13 protein-coding genes and 2 tRNA genes are annotated in these 17,426 nt (G+C 58.0%); 2 read left to right on the forward strand and 13 right to left on the reverse strand.

The window, feature by feature from the left end:
- Positions 1-3: 3 nt before the first annotated feature.
- The 8 genes from ACO6TG_RS10910 to ACO6TG_RS10945 form a co-directional block, all read right to left on the reverse strand.
- A complete protein-coding gene (locus ACO6TG_RS10910; RefSeq protein WP_422378203.1) occupies positions 4-933 on the reverse strand; it encodes an ABC transporter permease subunit in 930 nt (309 codons plus the stop codon).
- Between the two features lie 16 nt (positions 934-949).
- Positions 950-1,957: an ABC transporter permease subunit gene (locus ACO6TG_RS10915; protein ID WP_422378204.1), complete on the reverse strand. Its 1,008-nt coding sequence runs from the start codon at positions 1,955-1,957 to the stop codon at positions 950-952.
- Between the two features lie 118 nt (positions 1,958-2,075).
- Entirely contained in the window at positions 2,076-3,680 is a 1,605-nt protein-coding gene (locus ACO6TG_RS10920) for an ABC transporter substrate-binding protein (RefSeq protein WP_422378205.1), read from the reverse strand.
- Between the two features lie 297 nt (positions 3,681-3,977).
- Complete coding sequence (glpK, locus tag ACO6TG_RS10925) at positions 3,978-5,471, reverse strand: glycerol kinase GlpK (protein ID WP_422378206.1); 1,494 nt, start codon at positions 5,469-5,471, stop codon at positions 3,978-3,980.
- Between the two features lie 75 nt (positions 5,472-5,546).
- Positions 5,547-7,067: a glycerol-3-phosphate dehydrogenase gene (gene glpD / locus ACO6TG_RS10930; RefSeq protein WP_422378207.1), complete on the reverse strand. Its 1,521-nt coding sequence runs from the start codon at positions 7,065-7,067 to the stop codon at positions 5,547-5,549.
- A gap of 233 nt (positions 7,068-7,300) precedes the next feature.
- A tRNA-Gln gene (locus ACO6TG_RS10935) sits at positions 7,301-7,375 on the reverse strand.
- A gap of 70 nt (positions 7,376-7,445) precedes the next feature.
- Positions 7,446-7,535 (reverse strand) — tRNA-Ser (locus tag ACO6TG_RS10940).
- Positions 7,536-7,829: 294 nt separating this feature from the next.
- On the reverse strand, positions 7,830-10,124 hold the full coding sequence (locus ACO6TG_RS10945; RefSeq protein WP_422378208.1) for a mechanosensitive ion channel domain-containing protein: 2,295 nt from the start codon (positions 10,122-10,124) through the stop codon (positions 7,830-7,832).
- Positions 10,125-10,417: 293 nt separating this feature from the next.
- On the opposite strand from ACO6TG_RS10945, the gene ACO6TG_RS10950 reads away from it, so the two are divergent.
- On the forward strand, positions 10,418-11,533 hold the full coding sequence (locus ACO6TG_RS10950; RefSeq protein ID WP_422378209.1) for a DUF2336 domain-containing protein: 1,116 nt from the start codon (positions 10,418-10,420) through the stop codon (positions 11,531-11,533).
- Positions 11,534-11,552: 19 nt separating this feature from the next.
- Here ACO6TG_RS10950 and ACO6TG_RS10955 read toward each other — a convergent pair whose 3' ends face one another.
- The 3 genes from ACO6TG_RS10955 to fliI all read right to left on the reverse strand — a co-directional run bounded on the left by ACO6TG_RS10955 (position 11,553) and on the right by fliI (position 13,967).
- Positions 11,553-11,987 carry a paraquat-inducible protein A gene (locus ACO6TG_RS10955; RefSeq protein ID WP_094072419.1) on the reverse strand — a complete coding sequence of 145 codons (435 nt, stop codon included), beginning with the start codon at positions 11,985-11,987 and terminating at the stop codon, positions 11,553-11,555.
- Between the two features lie 218 nt (positions 11,988-12,205).
- A complete protein-coding gene (gene fliJ, locus ACO6TG_RS10960; protein ID WP_422378210.1) occupies positions 12,206-12,613 on the reverse strand; it encodes a flagellar export protein FliJ in 408 nt (135 codons plus the stop codon).
- Positions 12,614-12,641: 28 nt separating this feature from the next.
- On the reverse strand, positions 12,642-13,967 hold the full coding sequence (gene fliI, locus ACO6TG_RS10965; RefSeq protein ID WP_422378211.1) for a flagellar protein export ATPase FliI: 1,326 nt from the start codon (positions 13,965-13,967) through the stop codon (positions 12,642-12,644).
- A gap of 371 nt (positions 13,968-14,338) precedes the next feature.
- Between fliI and ctrA the strand changes: the two genes are divergently transcribed.
- On the forward strand, positions 14,339-15,031 hold the full coding sequence (gene ctrA, locus ACO6TG_RS10970; protein WP_031270498.1) for a response regulator transcription factor CtrA: 693 nt from the start codon (positions 14,339-14,341) through the stop codon (positions 15,029-15,031).
- Positions 15,032-15,143: 112 nt separating this feature from the next.
- Here ctrA and ACO6TG_RS10975 read toward each other — a convergent pair whose 3' ends face one another.
- On the reverse strand, positions 15,144-16,502 hold the full coding sequence (locus ACO6TG_RS10975; protein ID WP_422378212.1) for a lamin tail domain-containing protein: 1,359 nt from the start codon (positions 16,500-16,502) through the stop codon (positions 15,144-15,146).
- A 79-nt stretch (positions 16,503-16,581) separates the two neighbouring features.
- Positions 16,582-17,301 (reverse strand): substrate-binding periplasmic protein, encoded by a 720-nt coding sequence (locus ACO6TG_RS10980; protein WP_422378213.1) that lies wholly within the window; start codon positions 17,299-17,301, stop codon positions 16,582-16,584.
- Positions 17,302-17,426 lie beyond the last annotated feature (125 nt).

The following is a 17,426-nucleotide window of genomic DNA, read 5'->3' on the forward strand; positions in this document are numbered from 1 at the left end:
GGCTTAGCTCCTCTTCAGCTTCGGATCGAGCGCATCGCGCAGGCCGTCCCCGACCAGGTTGATGGCCAGAACGGTGATCAGGATGGCAAGACCGGGGAACGTCACGACCCACCAGGCGCGCAGGATGAACTCCCGCGCTTCGGCAAGCATCGTGCCCCATTCCGGAGTGGGCGGCTGTGCGCCCATGCCAAGAAAGCCAAGAGCTGCCGCATCCAGGATCGCGTTGGAGAAGGACAGCGTTGCCTGAACGATCAGGGGGGCCAGACAGTTCGGCAGGATGGTCTTGAACATCAGCCGCATGTGACCGGCCCCGGCCACCTTGGCCGCAACCACATAATCCCGGCTGCGTTCCGTCAGCACCGCCGCGCGGGTCAGGCGGACGAAATGCGGCTGCAGCACGATGGCAATCGCGATCATGGCATTGATCAGGCCCGGACCGAGAATGGCCACCAGCACCAGGGCCAGCAGCAGCGACGGGAAGGCCAGGATGATATCCATCACCCGCATGATGAAGGTATCGACCGCACCGCGCATGTAGCCGGCGACAAGGCCCATGACGATGCCGCCGACCAGGGCGATGGACACCACCACAACACCGATGAACAGCGAGAAACGCGCGCCGAAGATCAGACGGGACAGAATATCGCGGCCAACGGCGTCGGTCCCCAGAAGGAACGCGGCCTTGCCGCCATCCTGCCAGACCGGCGGCACCAGGAAACTGTCGCGATACTGGAAGTCCGGGTTATGCGGCGCGATCAGCGGTGCGAACACCGCCATCAGCACCAGCAGGACAAAGATAACAAGGCCGAGCACGGCGCCCTTGTTCTGCGAGAAGTAATACCAGAACTCGATCAGCCGCGCCTTGGTGGCGTTGCGGCTTTCTTCTTCGAGCTTCGAGGTATCGGCCTTGGTGGCCGGGGAGGTGTTTGTCATGTTCTAGACCCTCGGCTCAGTTGTGGCGGATACGCGGATTGATCAGGCCGTAAAGCACGTCCACGATCAGGTTGACCAGCATGATGATGCCGGCAATCAGCAGCAGCCCGCCCTGGACCACGAAATAGTCGCGGCGGGAAATGCTGTCGACGAGCCACTTGCCGATACCAGGCCAGGAAAAAATCGTTTCCGTCAGGATGGCACCGGCCAACAGAACACCGACCTGCAGGCCGATCGTCGTGATCACCGGGATCAGTGCGTTGCGCAAGGCATGTAACCCGATCACCGAACGCGGCGACAGCCCCTTGGCGCGCGCCGTTCTCACGTAGTCCTCGCCGAGCACTTCCAGCATTGCGGAGCGGGTCTGGCGCGCGATCACGGCAAGCGGGATGGTCGCCAGAACGATGGACGGCAGGATCAGGTGGCGGACCGCCGACAGGAACGCGCCCTTTTCTCCCGAAAGCAGACTGTCGATCAGCATGAAGCCGGTCACGGACGGGAAGAAGTAGAGCAGCGAGATACGGCCGGAAACCGGCGTCCACTGGAGGATGCCGGAAAAGAGAATGATCAGCAGCAGGCCCCACCAGAAGATCGGCATGGAATAGCCGACAAGCGCGGTGCCCATGATTGCCTGGTCGGCAACCGAACCGCGCTTCACAGCGGCGAAGATGCCGGCCGGAATGCCGATGCAGACCGCCAGGATAATCGCGCAAAGAGCCAGTTCCGCGGTCGCCGGGAACAGCGTCAGAAACTCGTCGAGAACAGGCTTCTTCGAGGCAAAGGAAGTGCCGAGATCGCCTTGAAAGACACCGAGAACATAGTCGATATACTGTTGCCACAAGGGCTTGTCGAAGCCCATCTGCGCCATCAGTTCGGCCTTGCGCTCATCGGAGATGCCACGTTCGCCTGCAAGCAGGTCGAGCGGGTCGCCGGGCAGCAATCGGATGAAAGAGAAGGCGACGAGGGTGACGCCGATGAATGTCGGTATCAACAGGCCGAGCCGGCCTAGAAGAAAGCGGAGCATGTCAGGTTCCAGATACGAAGAACCAGCGGATACCGTCACTCAAAGCAAGAGCATCCGCCGGTCATAAAGTTTGAAGGCGCCAGCATCTCTGCCAGCGCCTCCTTCAAGTTAGGCGGATTTACTCCGCAATGTCCACGCCGTCAAACCAATGACCGCCCAGCGGGTCCATGACGTAGCCGGTGACTTTGGAAGACATCGGCATGAAGACGACGGAGTGAGCGATGGTTGCCCATGGCGCCTCTTCCTTGAAGACGACCTGCGCCTCTTCGTAGAGCTTGGTGCGCTCAGCCTTGTCGGTCACGGACTTCGCCTTCGCGATCAACGCCTGGAAGTCGTCGTTACACCACTGGGCACGGTTGGAACCGCCAACGCCGTCACAGCCGAGAAGAACGGCCAGGAAGTTGTCCGGGTCGCCGTTGTCGCCGGTCCAGCCGAGCAGCACGGCACCGTCACGATCAACATCCTTGGAACGGGAGAGATACTCACCCCATTCGTAGGAAACGATTTCGACGTTTACGCCAACGTTTGCGAAGTCAGCCTGAATGACTTCCGCCATCCGGCGGGCATTCGGGTTGTACGGACGCTGCACCGGCATGGCCCAGATTTTCATGGACAGGTCGGAGACACCGGCGGCAGCCAGCATTTCCTTGGCCAGTTCCGGATTGTAGTCGTCGTCTTCGATCGCGTCGTTATAGGACCACATGGTCGGCGGGATCGGGTTCTTGGCAGCCTGACCGGAGCCCTGGAAAACCGCGTCGAGGATCGCCTGCTTGTTGATCGCGTGGTTCAGCGCCTTGCGGACTTCCTTCTTGTCGAAAGGAGCCACCTTGGTGTTGTAGGCGAGGTAACCGACGTTCAGACCCTGCTGCTCCATGAGCGTCAGGTTGCTGTCAGCCTTGATGTCGGCGATATCGGCCGGAGCCGGATACGGCATCACATGGCACTCGCCGGCTTTCAGCTTCTGCAGACGAACGGCAGCGTCCGGGGTGATCGCAAAGATCAGGTTGTCGATGGCTTCCTTGCCATTCCAGTAATCTTCATGAGCGCCATAACGGATCACGGCGTCTTTCTGGTAGCCGACGAACTTGAACGGACCGGTGCCGACCGGCTGCTGGTTCAGCTGTTCCTTGGTGCCGGCAGCTTCGAGCTGGGCAGCATATTCAGCGGACACGACGGAAGCGAAGTCCATTGCCAGGTTGGCGATCATCGGCGCTTCCGGACGGTTCAGCACAAACTTGACCGTGTGGTCGTCAACCTTGACGATTTCCTTGATCAGGTCCGGCATGGACATGCCGTTGAAATATTCCCACGCGGTGCCCGGGGTATATTCGTGCCACGGATGATCTTTCTTCAGCTGGCGCTCGAAGGAAAAGATGACGTCGTCGGCATTGAAGTCACGGGTCGGCGTGAAGAAGCTGGTCGTGTGATACTTCACACCCTTGCGCAGGTTGAAGGTGTATTCCAGGCCGTCTTCGGAAACTTCCCAGCTTTCCGCCAGGCCCGGAAGCACTTCCGTGGTGCCGCGCTTGAACTCGACAAGCCGGTTGTAGAGCGGCTTGGAGGACGCATCGAACGTGGTACCTGCAGTGTAAAGTGCGGTGTCGAAGCCTTCCGGCGAACCTTCGGAACAATAAACCAGAGTTTTTGCGGAAGCACCGGTTGCTGCGATCACAGCAAGGCTGGCGCCAAGAAGGGATGCCTTCAAGGTTTTTTGGAAATTCATCAAACTGTTCTCCCCTTGATGAAGAGCCAGGGCTTTGCATCGTTGGAAGGTGCAAAGGAGTTGAGCCCGAGCCAGGGCAAACTAAGGCGTTTTTTCGGCAGAAAATCAACTGCCAACATATTTCTAATTTGACGTGGTTATTGAAATATTTTTGCTAGGTAAGGCATGCTGCCGTAAATTTTTGACGCATGACCATTAACTTTGTGGAAACAAATACCGCAAGGGAAGAATATTTTTCCTCCACACTAACCACCTGAAAACAAAAGGCTCTCGCAAATGCGAGAGCCCTTGTCAAATTCAACCCTGCGTCGAACGCGTACGTTTGACAGCGTCCCGCCACCCGGACAGTCGTTTGACCCGTTCTGGCTCTTCCAGACGCGGTTCGAACCGTTTTTCCAGTTTCCATTCATTGGAAAAGCTGTCAGGTCCGGGCCAGATGCCAGCCTTGTGACCGGCAAGCCAGGCAGCGCCAAGAGCTGTCGTCTCCGGCACGGTCGGCCGGTCGACAGGTGCACCCAGAATGTCGGCCAGAAACTGCATCGTCCAGTTAGATGCGGTCATGCCGCCATCAACGCGCAGCACCGGTTGTTCGGCCTCGGGCCAGTCTGCCTGCATGGCCTCGATCAGATCACTGGTCTGGTACCCAACACTTTGCAGAACCGCCCGTGCAATTTCTTTCGGCCCGGTGTTCCGGGTCAGCCCGAACATCGCACCGCGGGCATCCGCATCCCAGTACGGTGCCCCGAGGCCAACAAAGGCCGGCACGAGATAGACATCCTGATTCGGATCGGCCTGTTCGGCGAGCGCTTGCGAGTCGCCGGCCGATTCGATCAGGCCGAGACCGTCACGCAGCCACTGCACGGCCGCACCGGCGACAAAGATCGACCCTTCCAGTGCGTAGGTCGTCTCGCCATTGAGCCGGTAGGCAATAGTCGTGAGCATCCGGTTGTTCGATTTCACCGGCTTGGTACCGGTGTTCATGATCGCGAAACAGCCCGTGCCGTAAGTAGACTTCACCATGCCTGGTTTGAAACAGGCCTGACCAACCGTCGCCGCCTGCTGATCACCTGCCACGCCTAGAATCGGGATCGCCCGGCCAAACAGTTCCGGATCGGTGCTGCCGAAATCATCGGCGCTGTCCTTAACCTCCGGCAGCAGGCTCATCGGAATGTTCAGATGACGGCAGAGATCACCGTCCCAGGCATTGTCGTGGATGTTGTAGATGAGCGTCCGCGACGCATTGGTGGCGTCGGTGGCATGCACCTTGCCTCCGGTCAACTGCCAGATCAGCCAGGTATCGACGGTGCCGAAGGCAAGCTCACCGCGTTCCGCGCGCGCACGCACCCCTTCGACATTGTCGAGCAGCCAGGCGATCTTGGTGCCGGAGAAATACGGGTCGAGCAACAGCCCCGTTTTTGCGGTGAACGTCTCTTCGAGGCCGTCGGCGCGCAGTTTGGCGCAGAAGTCCGCTGTGCGCCGGTCCTGCCAGACAATGGCGTTATAAACCGGCTCTCCCGTCGACCGGTCCCAGATCAGCGTGGTCTCGCGCTGATTGGTAATACCGATTGCTGCAACGTCAGCGCCCTCTTGGGGCGCCTTGCCCATGGCTTCTCGGCAGACCCGCAGCGTGCTGGTCCAGATGTCTGCAGGTTCATGCTCCACCCAGCCCGACTTCGGGAAGTGCTGCGGAAATTCCTGCTGCCCCACGCTGATTGGATGGAATTCACTGTCGAACACGATGGCTCGGCTCGACGTCGTGCCCTGGTCAATCGCCAAAACACATCCGGCCATGGCGCTCCTCCCGTTTGCTCTTGTTCTGGAAACTGCCGGCAGCGCCGGCAGATCATGTGACACTTGTTTTGAAAACTATGCCGCAGCGCCGGTCTGCTTCGCAAGATAGCCGGACATAAAGGCCTCAAGATCCGCTGCTTCTTCCCGGCTCAGCCGCAGGCCGAGCTTGGTTCGCCGCCACAACGCGTCTGGTGCCGTGCGTGCCCATTCGCGGTCCATCAGCCATTTCACTTCGGCTTCATAAAGATTGTAGCCGAAACAGCGGCCAAGATCCTCAAGTCGCTGCGTGCCGGACAGAATGAGCCGCGCGTCGGTTCCATAAAGCCGCGTCAGTCGCTTGGCGAAGGACCTGTCCAGGAACGGATAGTCTTTCTGCAAGCCGGCAACCTCCTCGTCAAACCCAGTGGCGCTGAAATCCCCGCCGGGGAGCGGTGCACCCGCCGTCCAGACACCCCGCTTGAAGGGCAGCAACGGTTCCAGCTTCGCCAGAACCTGCTCGGCCAGTTTTCGATAGGTCGTGATCTTTCCCCCAAAGACGGACAGAACCGCCGGCTTGTCTTCGCCGCCATCCAGCTCCAGCACGTAATCGCGGGTCGCCGCCTTGGCATCCTTTGCCCCGTCATCATAAAGCGGGCGGACACCGGAATAGGTATGGACCACATCATCCGGCGCGATCGCTTTCTCCAGGTATTCGCTCGCCGCCTTGCAAAGATAGGCAATCTCGTCTTCCGAGATTTCGACCTTGCCGAGATCGTCCGTGAAATCGACATCCGTCGTGCCGATCAGCGTGAAGTCGTCTTCGTAAGGAATTGCGAAAACGATCCGCCCATCGCCGTTCTGGAAAATGAAACACCGGTCGTGGTCGAACTGGCGCGGCACGATAATGTGGCTGCCCTTGACCAGACGGATCTTGGAGGTGTTGTTCGAGCCGACAACTCCGCTCAGCATATCGGCGACCCATGGCCCGGCCGCGTTGACGATCACCTTGGCGGTCACCGTGCTGTCTTTGCCAGTTGCCAGGTCCCTCAGTGTGGCCGTCCAGACATCACCATCCCGCCGCGCACTGATGCACTTGGTGCGTGTGCGGATCTCCGCCCCACGATCCGCAGCGTCGCGCGCGTTCAAAACGACAAGCCGTGCATCGTCGACCCAGCAGTCGGAATACTCAAATCCCTTGGTGAACAGCTGCTTGAGCCCTTGCGAGAATGGCGCTTGATCGAGACGAACCGTTTTTGTGGCCGGCAGCAACTTACGGCCACCCAGATGGTCATACATGAACAGGCCAAGGCGCAGGAACCAGGCCGGACGCAGTTCCTTGTGATGCGGCAGAATGAACCGCAGGGGCCAGGCAATATGCGGTGCCATGCCCCAGAGCACTTCACGCTCCTTCAGCGCTTTCCTGACAAGGTCGAACTCGTAATATTCCAGGTAGCGCAACCCGCCGTGAATGAGCTTGGTCGACGCGGAGGATGTTGCTCCGGCAAGGTCGCCCATTTCGGCCAGAAGGACGGATGCACCCCGGCCCACTGCATCCCGGGCAATTCCGGTTCCGTTGATTCCACCACCTATGACCAGAAGATCGTAATCGGCCGCCATACCCTGACTCCGGCTTGTGCGCATCTGCGCTTTTGAACTTAAAATGAAAATAAAACGAAACCACCTGAAATTCAATCAACAATCACCGAATGGTCTCACTTTTCCGCCGCACCTGCTTTAATATGGTGTCGACAAACCGAAAACAGCCGCGCGTAATTTCTCTTTGGCGTGCGCAACCCCTTTGCGAGCACCGGGAAACCGTGATCTGAATTTCATCGTTTGAGTTGTGCAAGTGGTTCTCCGCCGAGGGATCGAACCTCGATTTCCTGAGCCAAAATCAGGTGTCCTGCCGATTAGACGAGCGGAGACAACGCCCTCAAGATCAAGACGCCTGACACCAACGGCGGGCCAGACACTTATGCCCCAGGGGATCCAAATTGGCAGAAGCGGCGGGATTCGAACCCGCGGGACCCGTCGGGGCCCTGCGACTTAGCAAGTCGCTGCCTTCAGCCACTCGGCCACGCTTCCTTGTTTTCAAGATGCCTTCGAAACGAAAAAACCCGCCTCGAAGGCGGGTTAGCTGGTTCGACGATAGACTTTGATGTGTCTAGTTCATCTCGCTTTGCAGCCCGCACATATCCTCAACCCGGCTTTGAGCCAGGTCTTGAGAACTTTGCGCGTTGAAAACGACTAAGAACATCGTCTGCTCCAGATTGGATTGGCGGGCGATTTCCCGCACAACGGGAGAACGAATACCGTTTCCATTCAACCAGTGTCAAGCTGCCTTTCCAGAACTTTCCAGTCCGGGCACCTGTGAAGGTGTCAGTGTTCACCATCCTCCGCCGGAGCATCATCGGCCAACTCGCTGGCGCTCGTCGGCAGTTTGCGGCGCTGCTTCTGTTTGGGTTCGTCCTCCGCAAAGGGCGGCGTCGCAGCGTGATAGGTGACCTGCGGGAACGGAATTTCGATATCGCGTTCATCGAACACCTGCTTGACGAATTCATTATAGGCCCGCCCGATGCCCCACTGATCGCCTGGGGTTGTCTTGATCCGGGCCCGGATATCGATCGAGCTGGCACCGAAATTGGTCACGCCATGCATTTCGAAGTCGCCGACAATCTTCGATCCGAAGTCCGTTTTCTTCAGACGCTCGAACGCCTCGATCATCGCCTCTTTCGCCTTGGCGATATCCGTGTCGTAGGACACGCCGATCAGGGCCACATGGTAGGAGAAGCCGCGCATGAAGTTGGACACCATGTCGACGGACGAAAACGGGATAAGATGCGTGGTGCCGTTCAGGTCGCGCATGCGCACCGAACGGATGGTGATGCCTTCCACCGTGCCGGTGATCCCGGCCACCGTCACCACATCGCCTTCGTTGATCGCGTTTTCGATCTGAATGAAGGCACCCGTGATGATGTCCTTGACCAGGGTCTGCGCACCGAAGGAAATGGCCAGACCGACCACACCGGCACCGGCAATCAGCGGCCCGATATCGACGCCGATTTCAGAGAGCGACAGCAGGATGGCCATGACGATGATGATGATCGTCGCCGCGTTCCGAAACAGCTGAAACAGCGTTCGCTCCCGCGCCGTGACAATATAGCCGGCGCGCGATTGCAGACGCAGGTCCACCCAGGACATGACCGCCAGCCAGATCACGAAGGCGACCAGCACAACAAAGAAGGCCGAGCCGTAGCTGCTGACAAGCCGCACCCCGACATCGCTGTTGAACCAGTCGATGACCCCGATGAGCCCCCAGATGTCGAGCAGGAGCAGAACCGTTCCTGCAAAGACAACCGCGCGAATGATCTTCAGGAGCCGGGGAACAAAAGCATTCAGGCGGTACTGCAGGGCCGGGAGTTTTTGCTGAACGCTCTCCGGCAGACGAATACCGCCCTTGATGGCTTTCGTCATCACAAGCGATATCACCATGCCGGCCATGATTGTCACGATCGAAAGGCCTGTGGCCCGCAGGATGATTGTGGTCGCATCAAATGGACGCGTCACCCAGACCACAAAGACCGCAATGATGTAACCCAGCGCACCGATGTGCCAGAGGTCGCCGAGGTTGGACACGGCTCTTTGAGCAAGCATGCTCTGCAGCGTTTCCGCATAGCGCCTGGTTCCTTCACGCACCCGCACACGGTTCCGCTTGATCAGAACCATCAGGTAAAGCATGCCGCTGAGAACAATCAGGAAGCGTAGCGCATTGCCCAAAACGAAGGACACGGCCAGGTTGGCAACCGGAACCGCCAAGAATACCCCGTAGTTGATCCAGTACATATAGAGCCGCAGGCGCGCGTACCAGTAGTTCGAACTGTCATCATCGAAGGGCAGCAACCGCAATTCCGGCCGGTTGGGTGCGAACACGAACCTGAGCGATACATTGGCCATGCCCGTAATGAAAAAGGCATTCAGTGCGAGGCTCTCCTGAAGCGTGACGCCTGCCTCAAACCCGCCATAGGCCAGCAGGGCGACAAAATAGCCGACCCCCAGCCCGAGCGCGACGGTCAACGCGTCAATGGCCGATGTCAGCAAGAGGATGAAACTGCGCATCAGCCCACCTCCGTAGCGGGCCCGAAGTTGCAGCTTGGGGTACAGTTTCTGTGCCACAAACTGACCGGCGAAAAAGGCGATATAGGCACTGACAAGAACCGCAGCGACCTGACTGATGACACTCTGCACCCGGTCCCATTTGACCGGAATATCGCCTTGCAGGATCAACAACAGCCCCTTCAGGGAGTGCCCTGCCCGATCGATGAGAACGCCCACCTCGTCTGCTACGGCTCGCGTATACTCCCCGACCCGAATGACAAAGCTTTCGCTTTTGGCCGTGTCCTGCGCCTCCGGTGGCTGTTCGCCCGCGGAACCTGCAGCGTCCGCTGCTGCCGACGTCGGGTCGGCACTGCTCTTCTTCAAAAGTTCAAGAAACGCCGCCCGGCTGTCAGGATCACTGAGCACCTTGATCAGTGCCTCGTTCGCTTGATCAACCTCCTGTGCCGTGGTTTGCGCTTGCCCGGCAGCGCCGCCATTCGCGTTTTGTGCCAGCGCAGGTGAAGAGGCTGAACAAAGGAGCACTGCAATGGCAAGGAGACAGGACCGCAAGAATGTCATTTCAAACTCGGCAAGGGTTCGTGAAGGGGGCAAAATTCAATTCCAACCGGACCATAGTGAACAAGGTCCCGGCTTGAAAAGGTCATGAACAACGGTTCATGTATTTTTGCACCGCACAAAGCACCGACAAAGAAATTTGAAGCTTTTTTTGCCCAGATATTATGTAGCCTCCAAATTTTTCGCACTTATCAACCGGAACTGCAAATTTACGCAAGGTCATTATGCTGCATCAACCATTCAGGTAACGTAATAATAACAATATAGGCGTCACTTAGTACTCAAGAGGAGGAAGGATGCCAGGGTCCTTGATCAAACTCGCCCTCGAAGGGACTGACGAAGCGCGCCAGCGTCTGTTTGCGCAGGTGAGCGAACTTGTCGTCTCGAATCTGGACGAGCGCACCGATCGGGAGCTTGCCATCTTCTCCGAAGTGATCATCAAACTCTATGGTGTCGGCTCCGCCACGGACAGGGCCCGGCTCGCGCAAAGGCTGGCCGCTCAGGTCAACACACCCGTCGAACTTGCGCGCAAGATCGCAGAAGACGAAGTCAACGTGGCCATGCCGGTGCTTGCGCACTGCCCCGTCTTTTCTCAGGAAGATTTGCTGAATTTTGTCGAGCATCTCAGCAATGCGCACCTGCAAGTTCTGGCGCGCAGGTCAGACCTGTCCACCGAAGTATCCGACGTGATCGCCGAACGCGGCGACAAGCCCGTTCACCGCATTCTCGCCGGCAACCGGGAAATCAAGTTGTCCCGCGACACCATGGTGAATCTGGTCAAGCTGGCCACCGAAGACCCCGTGCTGCGCGAAGACCTGTGTTTGCGCACGGACCTGTCACCTGCGGTCTGCAGAACCCTGCTTCCTCTCGTCGATGACGAAACCAAGAAACGCCTGCACCGGATCATCGAAGGCGCGCTCTCCCAGGAGCAACTGGACCAGATCGCCAGGCTGAAGGTATTGCGGCGCGAGTTCGGCGATGCCCTGGACAGCACCGACATGAGCCTTTTGTGGCGAGACGCGGAACGCAAGGACATCAGCGTAAGCGAGTTGATGATCCTGCTGTTGCAGGACGGCCGTTTCAACCACTCGATAGAGCTACTGAGTGCTCGGGGCCGCACAGCGCAGAAGTCTCTCAAAGACGCAGTTTACAGCGGAAAGCAGGATCTGGTTCTGCGCACGGCAGCAAAGGCCGGGCTGGATGTCGCCACCTTCGCGTTGTTTGCCAAGGTTCGCTGCGATCATCTGAGAGTTCCCTCCGCACAAGGGTCGGAGTGGACTGCTGCCTACAAAAAGTTTCTCGACAACAACGCCGTCACGAAACAGTCCCGCTGCGGAGACTTTCAGGCGAACCGCCGCACCAAGAAACCCCGTGCGGCCGGTGACCGCAGCTCGCGCGTTTCGGCCATCTGACCGGGCAGCGGGCGGTCGATCAGCTTCTGGAACACAAGGTTGCAGCAATGGCAGTCGACAGGGTCGCCGCTGCGTAGAACCAAAGGCCAGGCAAGATGGCGGCGGCGGCCAGACCACTGGTTTTGGCAGCAAACAGCACCAAAGCAACAAGCATCACATCCAGCATGGACCACTTGCTGACCATCGATAAGAGCGCCAGCGAGCGTGTCTTGGTGCCACTGAGTACCGCAACATGGATGAGCAGGATCTTGAGAGCCGGAAAACCGATTGAGAACAGGGCAACGACAGCGGCCAGCGCCGCATCGCCCTCTTGCCAGAGTCCCAGCACCATCTCCAGCAACGTCGGCCGGTCTTCCAGGAAATAAAGGCGCTCGAACCGCATAAGCGGCTGGGTCAGGCCCAACGCGAACGAAAAGGTGGAAACAGGAAGTAGAAAAGCCAGAAGAAATCGCATTGAGACTGCCGCAGCCGGACCGGGTCAGGCCTTGTGAATGTGTTGAACGCAAACCGACCCGCCTGAGATAGGGACTGGGTTCGCTATTCCCTATATCACCGGGCTGGAAAAGCACAAAACCTGACCGCCGAGGGCGCCGGTCAGGTAAATGGGGAGCGTCAAAATCTGTGCCGGTTGTTAAAGGCAACCAGCGCGAATTGCGGCAGTCCGGCCGCGGGTCAGCGCACTCTGGCGCGGGCGGCCACTTCGTCGAGCTGGTCCTGTTCCGCCATCTCCTGGGCGGTGCGTTCACGCTGCTGGTCTCGTTCTTCCAGCTGCTCGAACTTCTTCAGCTCTTCGATAGCTTCACTGAGCTCGTCCTGAGCACGCTGAAGCTGGTCGTCCAGTTCATACGCTGAATTGCGTAAATTATCGCGCCGGTCAGCCGCCGCCTTGGCAAAAGTCGGATAAGCAAAATGAGTGACATCCGTTATGCCGACACGTTCCTGCTCGGATTTGATCTGATCATCGAGTTCGTCAGCCATGCGATTGAACTCGGCAATCATGCTCTCGATCTGAGCGAGCTGCCGCCGTTTTTCGTCAACTTGAAACCGCTTCAGGCGGATCAAACTGTCTCGGGTTTTCATTACTCAATACTCCCCTAACACGGGCAGTCTATCCCGGAGTCATTTCCAAAAGGTTGGCAAGTTGCTGATACCCGTCAGAAAGTGACGTCGCTTCGTCTTTTCCCTGGTTCAGGAACTCGTCGATCATCGTGAAGCGGTAAATGGCCTCATCCACCGTCGGATCAGACCCTTTCCGATAGGCCCCCAGCCGGATGAGCTCTTCCATATCCGTATAGGTGGACAGCAGCTGGCGCGCCCGGCGCAGGACGGGAAGCTGCTCGGATGGCACACAGCGCGGCATCGTTCGCGATACCGACTTCAACACATCAATCGCCGGATAGCGCCCGCGCTCGGCAATGGACCTGTCCATCACCACGTGACCATCCAGAATGCCGCGCACCGCGTCGGCAACGGGTTCGTTGTGGTTGTCGCCTTCAACGAGCACCGTGAACAGGCCGGTGATCGAGCCACTGCCCTGCTTGCCCGGTCCGGCACGTTCCAGAAGCCGCGGCAACTCGGTGAAGACGGTTGGCGTATAGCCCTTGGATGTGGGCGGTTCGCCGATCGAGAGGCCGATTTCCCGCTGCGCCATGGCGAATCGGGTCACCGAATCCATCATGCACAGAACATTGTTGCCCTCATCACGAAAATGTTCCGCAACGGTCATGGCGAGATAGGCGGCCTGACGCCGCATCAAAACACTTTCATCAGACGTCGCAACGACGACCACGGAGCGTTCCAGGCCCGATTCGCCAAGATCGTCCTCAATGAATTCCTGAACCTCGCGCCCGCGCTCGCCAATCAGGCCAATCACCGCAACGTCACAATTTGTGTTGCGCGCCAGCATGGACATCAGCACGGATTTGCCGACACCCGAGCCGGCGAAGATGCCCATGCGCTGGCCTTCGCAACAGGTTACGAAAGTGTTAAGCGCCCTGACGCCGAGATCCAGCGGCGGACCAACCCGTTTACGTTCTGAGGCCGGCGGCGGTGAACTTCGCAATTTGCGAGGCACTCCGCCATTTGGAAGATCTCCTTTACCATCAATCGGTTCACCAAGTGCATTAACCACCCGGCCGAGCCAGGCATTGGCCGGATGCACCACGCTGTCACGCGATTGAATCACCGCCTTGCAGCCCATGCGCACGCCTTCCAGACCCGAAAACGGCATGCACAACGCATGCCCCTCTCGAAAACCGACAACTTCCGCAGGGACTTTGGGGTTATCCTCACCGTTGTCGATCAAAAGCCGGGAGCCGACGCTCATCTCGTGAATGGGCCCCGCGATCTCCACGAGAAGGCCTTGAACCGCTGTAACCCGGCCATAAATTTCGGTCGGCATCAGCGAATCAATCTCGGCGAAAAGCGCCTTCACGGAAGATTCCTTTCCTCGTTAACGGATTCGGTAACTGTTCGTTTACGACTCTGGTTAATCTTAACCTTTGGAAGGCTGACAAGCGAGAGCCATTTCGAAGTCAAAACGGCTTTGTTGAAAGGAATCTGAACGGAATCGGTTAGACCCGTTTCTTAAAGTGCGACATTAAGATTTGTGAATCCGGTTTTTTTCTGGGGATTCAACAAGTTGGCTGTTGTTCACAGTTTCCTCTCTTCGAAGCTTGCCGTTACGAATCATATTTTGTTAACCATTAACCGATAGCTTTGAGTCGGGGTTAACTCAGTCCTTCGTAGCAGGCACCGACAGAGCCGTTGCGACTTGCCCAGGAAAGGCAGAACAAGGGGATTGGCATGCGTGTATTGTTGATTGAGGATGACAGCGCCACGGCGCAGAGCATCGAGTTGATGCTGAAGTCCGAGAACTTCAACGTCTACACGACAGATCTTGGCGAGGAAGGCATCGACCTCGGCAAACTGTACGACTACGACATCATCATGTTGGATTTGAACCTGCCGGACATGTCCGGTTATGAGGTTCTCCGGACACTTCGCGTTTCAAAGGTCAAGACACCGATCCTGATCCTTTCCGGCAACGCGGGTATTGAAGACAAGGTTCGCGGCCTCGGCTTCGGCGCCGACGATTACATGACCAAGCCGTTCCACAAGGACGAGCTGGTCGCGCGGATTCACGCAATCGTCCGCCGCTCCAAGGGCCACGCCCAGTCGGTGATCGTCACCGGTGACCTGAAGGTCAACCTGGACACCAAGACCGTCGAAGTCGGCGGTCAGCGCGTCCACCTGACCGGCAAGGAATACCAGATGCTGGAGCTGCTTTCGCTCCGCAAGGGGACGACGCTCACCAAGGAAATGTTCCTGAACCACCTTTATGGCGGCATGGACGAGCCGGAGCTGAAGATCATCGACGTCTTCATCTGTAAGCTGCGCAAGAAACTGGCAGCTGCCACTTCCGGCAAGAACTACATCGAAACCGTCTGGGGCCGCGGCTACGTGCTGCGCGAACCGGATGTCGAAGCTGCCGCCTGATCGGTTGGCCTCGAACGGAACAAAGCCCCGGCAGTGCCGGGGCTTTTTTTGTTTGTCCCGCAAGGAACTGCCCCCTGCCGCTGCCCTTGACGAGCTTCGGCCGGCTTCGCTCTCAATCTGCTTCTGCAGAACCGGGCTCTGCAAAGACCAGAATCTGCTTTTCCGAGGCACGCCCGTAGGACACGGCCGCGCGCATATCGCCGGCCTCATCATGCAAGCTGATCAGTCCCCTTCGATTTGACACTTGCATGTGTTCAGCAGTTTGCCGGGTCACGGCAACCTTCAGGGTCTGCCCGGCTTTCAGCGTTGTATCGGCAATTGGTTGCGGCCGGCTCATCTTGTCCCGCAGTTCAAATCCTTGAAGCGCGATATCCGAACCGCTCGCGTTCCAGATCTCCACCCATTCCGCGCCCTGATCCTCTCCGGGTGGGTTGGGCAATGCCGCCCGAATTCGCAGCTCCCCATTGTTCTGAAGCCGGACGGGACGCGGTTTCACTACGATGTCGCCGGAGCCGCCGCCGTCCACACCGCCTTCGCCGAGATAGACCGGAAAGAAGGACCGGATGTGTTTTCCAAGTCCACCATCCTGCGTGGTTGCGTGATACATCACCAGGTCATAGACCCCGTCGCCGAGCTTCACCCGCTTCTTCTGGTTGGTGAGCAACCCCAGATGACCTTCGTAATAGGCCAGGGTGGCAAGCGCCATTTCGCAGGCCGGGCTGCAGCCGACAAAAAAGCCGCCCTTCTTCTTGAAAAGTTCGGCGACAAGGTTGCCGTGCATGTCCATGTGGTTCCAGAGCATCTGCAACGTCACGACATGCGGGTTGTCAGGTCCCGGACCGCCCAGGTCATATTTGTAGCCCAGGTAATCCACGCGGCCACCGAGCTCGTCGAGGGCAAATTTCACCCAGGAGTGATATCCGGAGATCTTGCCCTTTTCTGCAGCGCCATTCGCATTCTTGGCGTATTTGCCCTCTCCGACGAACACATGCTCGAAGCCCGTGCAGAAGTGGGTCGACTTTCCGCGATAATAGTTCGTGTAGACCTTGAACCAGATCAATTCCAGATCACGCCTGAATTGGTCCTGGGGCAGGTCCGGAACAAGCGTGTTCGAGATATGGTCGTAGGCAATCTGCATCGGCCTGCTTGCCAGGACGAGGTCGAGAAAGTTTTCGATCTCCGCTGCCTCTGCAGGTGATACCAGTTCCGGATCACGGAAATGGACGGCGTAGTTGTCGAGAAGCCGAATGAATGCCGAATAGAGCGGATTTTGTTCGAGTTTTTTGAAGTCGACATGATGAAACAAGGGATTTGTCGCCAGATCGATCTGCCGGCTGCCTCGTGCCTTGACCTGCTCATCCAGGAGGATGTCGGCCCCAGGGTTGGCCCAGCTGCCGTCGTCCTGTCGCGCACTGACTGAAAACCGGTGATCGTCTTGCGCCCAGATGGCCTGATAAACATGTTCTGACATCGCCGCCCCCCCGTATCAACGATGGGAAGGTGGCACAGTTTCGTGTCACTTTCACCGGGATAGTCTGATTTGGAAACGATCAGCCGTCGCCCTGCTCCTCCTCTTCAGCGCGCAAGGCATCAAGAGCAGTCTGCAGACGGTCAATCCTGTCTTCGCCCACTTTCGGATTGCAGGCCAACGACAAATCGACTTGTTCCAACAGCAGAACGGGCTCAACATCGATCCCTTCCTTGCGCGCAAGATAAGGAGAGGTAATGAGACCACCAATCCAGAGATCGATCCGGCCCAAGGCAAGCAGATTGGCATTCAGCCGATTGTCCTCGACCACCGACAGTTTGGGGTGTCCGGCCGCGCGCAGCTTGTGTGTGGTTGCCCAGCCAAGCGCCGTACCTGTCGTGTAGTCAAAACTGTCCTCAACGCGCTCCAGTTTCAGTCCCGCCTCCTTGAGCGCAAAAAACGCCAGTCCGTCTGTAAAAAGTGGCCCCACCCAACTAAAGAGGGTCTCGCGCTCCTCCGTTTTCCAGACCGACAAATGACAGGCATCGTCCCTTGAACGGACGTTCATATAGCCGCGGCTAAAGGGCGGCATCTCAAATTCGAAGGAAAGATTGGCGCGATCGGCCATTCTGGTGAAGAGCTCGATTGCCTCTCCCCGCAAGGTGCCATCTTCCGCCGTATAGCTCAGGGGGGCAAATTCTTCAGTATAAACAATCAGATCGGCCGCCTCGAGATCGGTGGCCGCCGTCATCAGGCAGAGTGATGTAAACCAGACAGCCGTAGTCGAAAAACGCCTGGCCATGATCCACGGCCTCCTGCGCAAACCTCAGGGATTGTCAGGCAAGCCTACCAGAATTTCCTAATTATTCTCAAAGGTCGGGAATTGTTCGGCATCACCCGACTGTTGGATCGCTGCAGGCAAGCGCC

It is taken from the genome of Roseibium sp. (assembly GCF_965233565.1).
GTDB lineage: Bacteria > Pseudomonadota > Alphaproteobacteria > Rhizobiales > Stappiaceae > Roseibium.

Bases quoted from the DNA above. Each gene is read 5' to 3' on its own strand.
- ACO6TG_RS10910 (WP_422378203.1), bottom strand. From the start codon at position 933: ATGACAAACACCTCCCCGGCCACCAAGGCCGATACCTCGAAGCTCGAA.
- ACO6TG_RS10915 (WP_422378204.1), bottom strand. From the start codon at position 1,957: ATGCTCCGCTTTCTTCTAGGCCGGCTCGGCCTGTTGATACCGACATTC.
- ACO6TG_RS10920 (WP_422378205.1), bottom strand. From the start codon at position 3,680: ATGAATTTCCAAAAAACCTTGAAGGCATCCCTTCTTGGCGCCAGCCTT.
- glpK (WP_422378206.1), bottom strand. From the start codon at position 5,471: ATGGCCGGATGTGTTTTGGCGATTGACCAGGGCACGACGTCGAGCCGA.
- glpD (WP_422378207.1), bottom strand. From the start codon at position 7,067: ATGGCGGCCGATTACGATCTTCTGGTCATAGGTGGTGGAATCAACGGA.
- ACO6TG_RS10945 (WP_422378208.1), bottom strand. From the start codon at position 10,124: ATGACATTCTTGCGGTCCTGTCTCCTTGCCATTGCAGTGCTCCTTTGT.
- ACO6TG_RS10950 (WP_422378209.1), top strand. From the start codon at position 10,418: ATGCCAGGGTCCTTGATCAAACTCGCCCTCGAAGGGACTGACGAAGCG.
- ACO6TG_RS10955 (WP_094072419.1), bottom strand. From the start codon at position 11,987: ATGCGATTTCTTCTGGCTTTTCTACTTCCTGTTTCCACCTTTTCGTTC.
- fliJ (WP_422378210.1), bottom strand. From the start codon at position 12,613: ATGAAAACCCGAGACAGTTTGATCCGCCTGAAGCGGTTTCAAGTTGAC.
- ctrA (WP_031270498.1), top strand. From the start codon at position 14,339: ATGCGTGTATTGTTGATTGAGGATGACAGCGCCACGGCGCAGAGCATC.
- ACO6TG_RS10975 (WP_422378212.1), bottom strand. From the start codon at position 16,502: ATGTCAGAACATGTTTATCAGGCCATCTGGGCGCAAGACGATCACCGG.
- ACO6TG_RS10980 (WP_422378213.1), bottom strand. From the start codon at position 17,301: ATGGCCAGGCGTTTTTCGACTACGGCTGTCTGGTTTACATCACTCTGC.